9 protein-coding genes and 1 tRNA gene are annotated in these 7,538 nt (G+C 52.9%); 5 read left to right on the top strand and 5 right to left on the bottom strand.

Features of this window, described 5'->3' with window-relative positions; all coding sequences use genetic code 11:
* From H8Q75_RS01775 to H8Q75_RS01765, 3 genes are all read right to left on the bottom strand, one after another.
* The coding region (locus H8Q75_RS01775; RefSeq protein WP_297039963.1) for an E3 binding domain-containing protein at positions 1 to 510 on the bottom strand (510 nt) is incomplete at its 3' end.
* A gap of 73 nt (positions 511 to 583) precedes the next feature.
* Entirely contained in the window at positions 584 to 1,030 is a 447-nt protein-coding gene (locus tag H8Q75_RS01770; RefSeq protein WP_041429038.1) for a YlqD family protein, read from the bottom strand.
* Positions 1,031 to 1,035: 5 nt separating this feature from the next.
* Positions 1,036 to 3,012 (bottom strand): AMP-binding protein, encoded by a 1,977-nt coding sequence (locus H8Q75_RS01765; RefSeq protein ID WP_024124407.1) that lies wholly within the window; start codon positions 3,010 to 3,012, stop codon positions 1,036 to 1,038.
* Between the two features lie 113 nt (positions 3,013 to 3,125).
* Between H8Q75_RS01765 and H8Q75_RS01760 the strand changes: the two genes are divergently transcribed.
* The 3 genes from H8Q75_RS01760 (at position 3,126) to H8Q75_RS01750 (ending at position 4,231) form a co-directional block, all read left to right on the top strand.
* On the top strand, positions 3,126 to 3,722 hold the full coding sequence (locus H8Q75_RS01760) for a nucleoside triphosphate pyrophosphatase (RefSeq protein WP_024124406.1): 597 nt from the start codon (positions 3,126 to 3,128) through the stop codon (positions 3,720 to 3,722).
* 65 nt (positions 3,723 to 3,787) lie between these two features.
* On the top strand, positions 3,788 to 4,150 hold the full coding sequence (gene rplS, locus H8Q75_RS01755; RefSeq protein ID WP_024124405.1) for a 50S ribosomal protein L19: 363 nt from the start codon (positions 3,788 to 3,790) through the stop codon (positions 4,148 to 4,150).
* 8 nt (positions 4,151 to 4,158) lie between these two features.
* A tRNA-Trp gene (locus H8Q75_RS01750) sits at positions 4,159 to 4,231 on the top strand.
* A gap of 67 nt (positions 4,232 to 4,298) precedes the next feature.
* Here the strand turns inward: H8Q75_RS01750 and H8Q75_RS01745 are convergent.
* Entirely contained in the window at positions 4,299 to 5,546 is a 1,248-nt protein-coding gene (locus H8Q75_RS01745) for a site-2 protease family protein (protein ID WP_024124404.1), read from the bottom strand.
* A gap of 140 nt (positions 5,547 to 5,686) precedes the next feature.
* On the opposite strand from H8Q75_RS01745, the gene H8Q75_RS01740 reads away from it, so the two are divergent.
* Positions 5,687 to 5,899, top strand: a complete 213-nt coding sequence (locus H8Q75_RS01740) for a hypothetical protein (protein ID WP_024124403.1) — start codon at positions 5,687 to 5,689, stop codon at positions 5,897 to 5,899.
* Positions 5,900 to 5,941: 42 nt separating this feature from the next.
* Complete coding sequence (locus H8Q75_RS01735; RefSeq protein WP_024124402.1) at positions 5,942 to 6,301, top strand: phage holin family protein; 360 nt, start codon at positions 5,942 to 5,944, stop codon at positions 6,299 to 6,301.
* On the opposite strand, the gene cobJ is transcribed toward H8Q75_RS01735, so the two are convergent.
* Positions 6,270 to 7,538: precorrin-3B C(17)-methyltransferase (gene cobJ, locus H8Q75_RS01730; RefSeq protein ID WP_297039955.1), on the bottom strand; the 1,269-nt coding region annotated here is incomplete at its 5' end. The genes H8Q75_RS01735 and cobJ overlap by 32 nt on opposite strands.

The raw sequence follows: 7,538 nt of genomic DNA, 5'->3' as shown, positions 1-7,538 counted from the left end.
GGGGGGGGGTGCAGGCGCACCAATCAAAGCTTCCACATCGGCGGCTGTAATCCGACCATTGGGGCCAGTTCCCTTGAGCGTCTTCAAATCAATTTTGTGTTCCTTGGCCAATTTGCGGGCACGGGGGGAGGCAATCACTCGCCCAGCCGGTACAGCGGCAGCACTGGCGGCAGGAGCCGTTCCTGAGCCATTACTCGTGGCTGGAGCCCGGTCAGAACTGGTAGCCTTCCCAAGGGACTTGGCCTTTGCCTCTGCTTCCGCAATTTCTGCTTCTGTTTCTGCCACAAGGCCAATGGTGGAGCCAACGGCTGCTACTTCGCCAGCAGGTACGGTAATCACTGCCAAATAGCCGTCGTAGAAGGACTCCACATCCATATCGGCCTTGTCGGATTCCACAATCAGCACGGTTTCCCCTTTAGCCACCTTATCCCCGGGAGATTTCAGCCAAGAGACAATTTTCCCTTCGGTCATGGTGGAGCTGAGGGCGGGCATGAACAGTTCACGAATCATAGAGGCTGCTATCCTTAGTTGGCAATTGAAAGGGAGTCAAATCTCAAATTCCCTAAAAAATAAAGGGTAAAACCTAGAGCGTGCCACGAATTTCTTCGATGACACCATTGCGCAGGAGAATTTCCACCTGCATCTTTTGAATCAGGTTATCCCCTTTGGTGACATAGAAAAAATTATCCACCTGACCTTGATCCACTTCCTGACCCATTTGTAGGCGTTGCACCTGATCCAATTGCTGAAGAATTAGATTTTTTTGCTGTAAGAGTTGTGCTTTTTGGTTGTTGGCTTGCCCTTGAACGTCTTGAATACGGGCATTGACCACATCCGCTGCTTCATTACTTTTGCGCAGTTCGTCAATCACTTGCTGCACTTGCAGATCCAACTGCTGAATTTGGGCATCCACTTGATTGAGTTGTGCCTGAAGCTGCCTTTGGGCATCGTCTTTCCACTCGGGAGTGACAATGGCTTTCACCATAATCTGGCGCCGCAGGAGCAGTTTGCTATCCATAGGGTCTGTCATGAAGATTACTCAAACATGGCGTTAATCATATCGCGGTAGCGATCGCTCACGACATGACGGCGAATTTTTAGGGTTTGGGTCAAAAGACCATTCTCTATCGTAAAGGGTTCGAGGACAAAGCGAAACGTGGCAATGCGATCATCTGGGCGATAGCCGGGGCGATTTTGCACTTCCCGCAGCAGTTCTTGACGGTAGAGATCAATAATGACTTTGCTTTCCAGCGTCACCACCTCACCACTGCCCGCTCCTGCCGGTCGGTTTGGCAACTCCAGTCGGTACCCCTTGGCAGCCACCCACTCCGCCAATGCCTCTAAATTGGGCACAATGAGGGCACCAAGAGCTTTTTGATCTTGACCCACCAGCATAATTTGGTCAATATAGGGGCTGCGGACACAGGCATCCTCGATAGGCTGCGGTTCAATATTTTCACCGTTGCTGAGAACAATCGTGTCCTTCTGCCGTCCCGTCAGCACCAGATCTCCATTGGGGGTGAGGTAGCCCAAGTCGCCGGTGTCAAACCATCCCTCCCCATCTAGCACCTTAGCGGTGGCCTCTGGTTGGTTGTAGTAGCCGCGCATCACCTGTGGCCCTTTGGCCATCACCAGTCCTTTTTGGCCAAACTCAAGGGGGGCTTTAGTTTCTGGGTCAACAATTTTAATGGCGGTATCGGGAATTGGACGGCCAGCGGATCCCCGTAGGTTTGCCCAAGGGCGGCGAGCGGTTAGCACTACGGCCGTTTCGGTGAGACCGTAGCCCACCAAGACTTCTAGGTTAATCACTTCATAGAAGGTGTCCAAATGGGGAGCAAGGGCACCGCCACCACTAATTATCTGTTTAATCTCACCGCCGGTGGCTTCACGAATTTTGCTATAAACACGCTTCTCCCCCAGTTCGTAGAGGGGCTTGAGGAGGAGGGTTTGCACGCGAGCCACCAATTTCTGCCAGCCGCTGGGATGGGGGTTGGTCAGGCTCAGGCCCGTGAGCAGTCGCCGTTGCAGTATATAGTGCTGGCCAACACTGAGGAAAAACTGGGCAAGACGCCGCTTTGTAGCCGGACTATCCCGCAGTTGCTTTTGCACCCCTTCGTAAAAGCCTTCCCAGATGCGAGGGACGGCAATCATGTAGTGGGGTTTACACCGTTTCAGGTCATTCTTGAAGTGGCGGAGATTGGTATAGGTTTGGCTGCAGCCACAGGCAAAGAGAAAGTACTCGGCCACCCGTTCATAGGCATGCCAAATGGGCAAGATACTGAGGATGCGATCGCCCACCTGCGGTTGCACAATTGTCCAGAGATTAACAATTTGACTCAGGAGCCCCCCATGGGTAACCATCACCCCCTTGGGTTGACCCGTGGTACCGGAGGTGTACATTAGCGTTGCTAGGTCAGCGGGGGTAATGGCCACTGCCCGCACTGTGCCATATTGTCCTTCCGTAAAGACTTGACCAAAGTTCAAAAGCCGCAGGGGAAAACCTGTCAATTCAGGGGATTCTCCACTCAGGAGCACCACTGTTTTGACTGCTGTATCCACCAAAGACCCTTCCAGCTTCCGGAGGGTGGCTAGGTTTTCGATGAGCAGTAGGGTGGCTCCACTGTCGCGCAAAATGTAGAGCAGTTCTTGAGCAGCGGCGGTCCCACTGCGCACCACATTGATGGCACCAGCCATCATACTGCCTTGATCGGCAATGAGCCAGCGGGGGCTATTGTCAGCAAATAGGGCCACGCGATCGCCGGCAGCGACACCCAGAGCCTGTAGGCCAGCTGCAAAGCGTTGAATGCGTTGATAGAGTTCACTGTAGGTAATGCGGGTCGGGGGATCTTCGTAGGGAGCATCAAGAGCCACCACATCCCCATGACGTTGCGCCAATAGGGGCCACATTTCCGGCAGCGACTGGAGTTTTTTGTAGGTCAAAAAGTGATCGGGTAATGGTGCATCCTGGGGTAGTCCGCTGGGGGGAGTGTAGGTGTAGGCCGCACTCGTCATTTGTCTGACTCCAGACGCAACACCTAGATAATAAACCCTCAATAGGACACCTCATGCAGGTTTGATAGTTTCAATATGAGATCATAAAGACTGGTTGCCTCAAACACAGCCCTATGGTGCCCTTTGTTCTTGCCTCTGCCTCCCCGGCACGCCGCCAATTGCTGCAACAAATTGGCATTGATCCCATTATTCAGCCCAGTCACTTTGATGAGTCGGTTATTCAAGCAACAACGCCAACAGAACTGGTGCGGTTACTGGCACGGTGCAAAGCAGAAACTGTCGCTCAGAGTTATTCAGCCCCCGCCTTAATTTTGGGCTGTGATTCTGTGCTGGTGCTTGGCGGAGAAATTTACGGTAAACCGGCCTCGCCAGAGATGGCGATCGCCCGCTGGCAGAAAATGCGCGGTCAAACGGGAGACCTGCTGACAGGCCATGCTTTGATTGATTTGGCACAGGGTCGCACCTGTGTTGAGGTGGAGTCTACCCAAGTTGTCTTTGCCGATATTAGCGATGCCGAAATTGCTGCCTATGTGGCTTCCGGTGAACCCCTTGCCTGTGCTGGCTGTTTTGCCCTCGATGGCCAAGGGGGTGCCTTTGTCGAGAAGATTGTCGGTACTCCCAGTAATGTAATTGGCTTGAGCTTGCCCCTACTGCGGCGGCTGCTGCTGAAGTTGGGATACACCCTTGGCGATGTGCAAAGCAAAAAATAAAAAATTGGCCTAGACAAGTCTAAACGCTTAGGGTACGCTAAGAGATTGCGAGTTAAGGAACTGTCATGAACGCCCAAGAGATTATTCGCTCGATTGAAGCGGAGCAAATGAAGACTGACTTGCCCGTGATTCATGTGGGCGATCGCGTTCGGGTTGGGGTCAAAATTAAAGAAGGCGATAAGGAGCGCGTCCAGCCCTACGAAGGGGATGTGATCGCTATGCGCAACACGGGTATTAACCGCACCATTACCGTGCGCCGTGTCTTTCAAGGGGTGGGCGTTGAGCGAGTCTTTTTGCTGCATTCGCCACGAATTGATAGTATAAAAGTAATTCAGCGGGGTAAAGTGCGCCGGGCCAAGCTCTACTACCTGCGCGATCGCATGGGTAAAGCTTCGCGGATCAAGCCACGGTTCGATCGCCCCCTGTAAACAGGCTTGCGTCCTTAGTTCAGTTGGTAGAACGTCGGTCTCCAAAACCGGATGTCGGGGGTTCGAGTCCTCCAGGGCGCGTTAGGGCAGACAGCTACAGTCAAGGCTGCCATTTTTCTCCATCCTGATTGTCGGCTGCTAAAACAAGCTAGCGGATTTGTGAAGCAACCGCTATTCCGCCATCCCCCCCCTGAAATTGCAGGGCTGTTTTTGCCAGTTCCAATAATTGCAGTTCTGGGGGATAGTGCCTTTCTTGCTTGAGGCGTTGAATGTCCTGTTTCCCCAGTTGCCAGTGCAACCGTTTGGCCAAAGCCAGTAGAACATCACCGCGATCAATAACGCCCGCTACGGCATCTGCAGGGGTTAAAACAGTAATAAAGCGTTGTTGTTGCTCCTCTAGGGTGCAAACAGTCTTGGCGAGAGAGTCGGATTCTTTGACGGTGGCGATCGCCCGCAAGGGTACGGCTAATTCCGCGACTGGCGTTACTTCCCAACGGCTGCGCTCCACATGGTTCAGGGCTTGGGAATCTAAATAGCCACAATAGCGGCCATCGGTGGCGACAAAGTAGGCTGTGGGCTGGCGATCGGCCAGTAGGAGATAGCGATCGGCAAACTCCCGCAGGGATAACGTTCCCTCAATCACCCGAAAATCCCGTGTCATGGCATCAGCCGCCGTCAGGGTCACCAATGCTTCCTGGAGTCGGCTAAGGCGATCGTAGAGCGTGGCATTTTGCAGGGCAAACCACCCCAATAGACCCAACCACAGGCCATTGCCACTGCCAAGGAGTGTTACAAATAGCCCAAAACTAATGGCCAACCAGCCCAACACTTGTCCCGATCGCGCTGCCCAACGCATCCCCTGAAAGCGATTGCCTGTCAATTTCCAAACCGCTGCTTTGAGGACTTGGCCACCATCGAGGGGAAGTCCAGGTAAGAGGTTAAAGACCCCTAAGACAAAGTTGATGTGCGCCAGATAGAGTAACAGTTCATGGAGGGGATGACCTCCCGGCAGTAGGACAGCTACCCCCTGCAACAGGGCAAAAAGGGCAAAACTCACCAAGGGCCCGGCGATCGCCACCTGAAAGGCTTGACCAGGAGTATTGGATTCCCGTTCAATGGCTGCCACACCACCAAAGAGAAAGAGGGTAATTGAGCGTACTGTAATTCCTTGGGAGCGCGCCACTAGACTGTGCCCCAATTCATGGAGTAATACTGAGGCAAACAACAGTAGGGAAACCCCAAATCCCATCAGCCATACCAGTGCTCCCCACTGCGGGTACGTGTCCTGCCAGTCACTGCCATTGAGAAAAGTAAATAGCAGAATCACTAGAAACCACGACCGATCAATATACAGGGGAATGCCAAAGACACGGCCCACTTGCCAACCTTGTCCCATGCCCACCTCAGTGCATCGCGCTCTATCTCTATTATCGCCCCAGATTCTGAACACACATGATTTACAAAAATTTGTGTCTCAAAATGTTACGTTCTCATCCCTGGCCTAAAATAAAAGCAATGCTGCTAGAGGATCGTGCGATGTCTCAAGCCCCTGTACGGGTCTCTGCCAATGGATATGTGCTAGACCTGCCCTTTGATTCCTTTTGGCAAAGGATGTACGAGGTTGCCTCCTATCTGCTGTGGTCACTGTGTCTTTCGCTGTTCTTGAGCCTTCTCCTCAGTCTGGTTAGCTACTGGTTCAGTGTGACCTTTGGTGTACCGGTATTCCCCTTTTTCTTGATTGTTATCTAGCGTTATCTCAATAGTTATCTAAATAAATCATAGGAGCTGCCTATGTGGGGTTTACTCATTACTTGGATTGTGACCAGTATTAGCTTGTTTATTGTGTCTCGCCTCTCATTTTTGGGGGTAGAAATTGACAAGTTCTCAACTGCTCTGTGGTCGGCGATTGTCTTTGGTCTGCTCAATGCCACCCTTGGCGCAGTGCTCAAGTTTGTAACGTTCCCCTTTATTTTTCTCACGTTTGGCTTAGTTGCCCTGATCATTAATGCAGCCATTTTTGCCCTTGCTGCTGCTTTTGTGGATGGATTTACCCTCCGAAATGGTTTTTGGAGTGCCTTTTTTGGCTCGATCGCCCTCAGTATCGTCAACTGGGCTTGTTTTAATCTCCTCGGTCAGACAGGCTTGCTTTAGGGTTCCCTAGATAGCCACGAGGGGTAATCAGCCAATCCTGGAAGCGGCGGGTGCTGGCGTTGCCAATCAACACCAAGCTGAACATATCCACTGCTGCTGGTTCAAATGCCCCAAGGGTGGTAAGGGTGATGTGCTCCTCAGGGCGATAGGCGGCACGAACAATTGCCACTGGTGTCTGTGGTGAACGATATTCTAAGAAAATAGCTTTGGCGTCCACCAATTGTTGCTGGCGATCGCGGGAACGAGGATTATAAAGGGCGGTAACAAAATCCGCTTCTGCCGCCGCCTGTAGGCGTTTCTTAATGACTGGCCAAGGGGTCAATCGATCGCTGAGGCTAATGGTGCAAAAATCGTGCATCAGGGGTGCCCCCAAGCGAGCCGCGGCAGCATTCACAGCACTCACCCCTGGAAACACCGCTACCGGTAAATTGGTGATGTCCGCTTCTGCCAATAGCTCTAGTACCAGACCCGCCATGCCATAGATGCCACAGTCGCCCGAAGAAACCACCGCGACATTGAGTCCCCACTGTGCCAGATCAATCGCCACTTGGGCACGTTGTCGCTCTTGGGTAATGCCATAGGCCGCCACCATCTGTCCTGGTTGCCGTAGGGGAGCGATCAATTCGAGGTAAAGGGTATAGCCCACAAGAATATCAGCGGCCAAAAGGGCAGAGCGGGCTCCGAGGGTGAGTTGATCCAAAGATCCCGGACCAGTGCCAATGAGGCTCAGGGAGCCTTGGCGGGGAATGAATTCCCGTTCAGATTGGGCAATGGCGATCGTCACTGCCCCCCCCTCACCCCCTTGACGGTAAATCTGCTTAGGAACAATTAAACGACCTCCCTCGCTGGCCAACACTGCTGCGGCTTCGGCAACACTGGGGGTTCCCATCTCTGCAGCCACAATTGCTGAGGGGGTAGGCACTGTAACAGGTGCCAATTCTTGTGCGGAAAACCAGCGGCTGGGCCAATCGTGCGCCTTAGCCACTTGACATAACCCCACTTCATCGGCTTTGCGATCAATACTGGCAAGGCCGGCGATCGCGAGGGGGCTGAGTCCCGCTTGGGCAAGGGTCTGATCAATGGCGTGCTGGATCAGGGCTGCCGATGTTCCCCGTTCACAGCCAATACCTAGCCACAGAACCCGTGGATGCCAAGCTACCCCTGAGGTCACAGAGGAGGGTAACACTTTTTCGGTAATCCACACCGCATTTTCTAGGGGTGGGGTGCTGACTAACTC

The sequence above is a fragment of the Thermosynechococcus sp. OHK43 genome, from assembly GCF_014466085.1.
In the GTDB taxonomy this organism is placed as follows: domain Bacteria; phylum Cyanobacteriota; class Cyanobacteriia; order Thermosynechococcales; family Thermosynechococcaceae; genus Thermosynechococcus.
This window is presented reverse-complemented; position numbering and strand designations above follow the sequence as displayed.

Coding starts and splice junctions, on each gene's coding strand:
- H8Q75_RS01770 (WP_041429038.1), bottom strand. CDS start 1,030: ATGACAGACCCTATGGATAGCAAACTGCTCCTGCGGCGCCAGATTATG.
- H8Q75_RS01765 (WP_024124407.1), bottom strand. CDS start 3,012: ATGACGAGTGCGGCCTACACCTACACTCCCCCCAGCGGACTACCCCAG.
- H8Q75_RS01760 (WP_024124406.1), top strand. CDS start 3,126: ATGGTGCCCTTTGTTCTTGCCTCTGCCTCCCCGGCACGCCGCCAATTG.
- rplS (WP_024124405.1), top strand. CDS start 3,788: ATGAACGCCCAAGAGATTATTCGCTCGATTGAAGCGGAGCAAATGAAG.
- H8Q75_RS01745 (WP_024124404.1), bottom strand. CDS start 5,546: ATGGGACAAGGTTGGCAAGTGGGCCGTGTCTTTGGCATTCCCCTGTAT.
- H8Q75_RS01740 (WP_024124403.1), top strand. CDS start 5,687: ATGTCTCAAGCCCCTGTACGGGTCTCTGCCAATGGATATGTGCTAGAC.
- H8Q75_RS01735 (WP_024124402.1), top strand. CDS start 5,942: ATGTGGGGTTTACTCATTACTTGGATTGTGACCAGTATTAGCTTGTTT.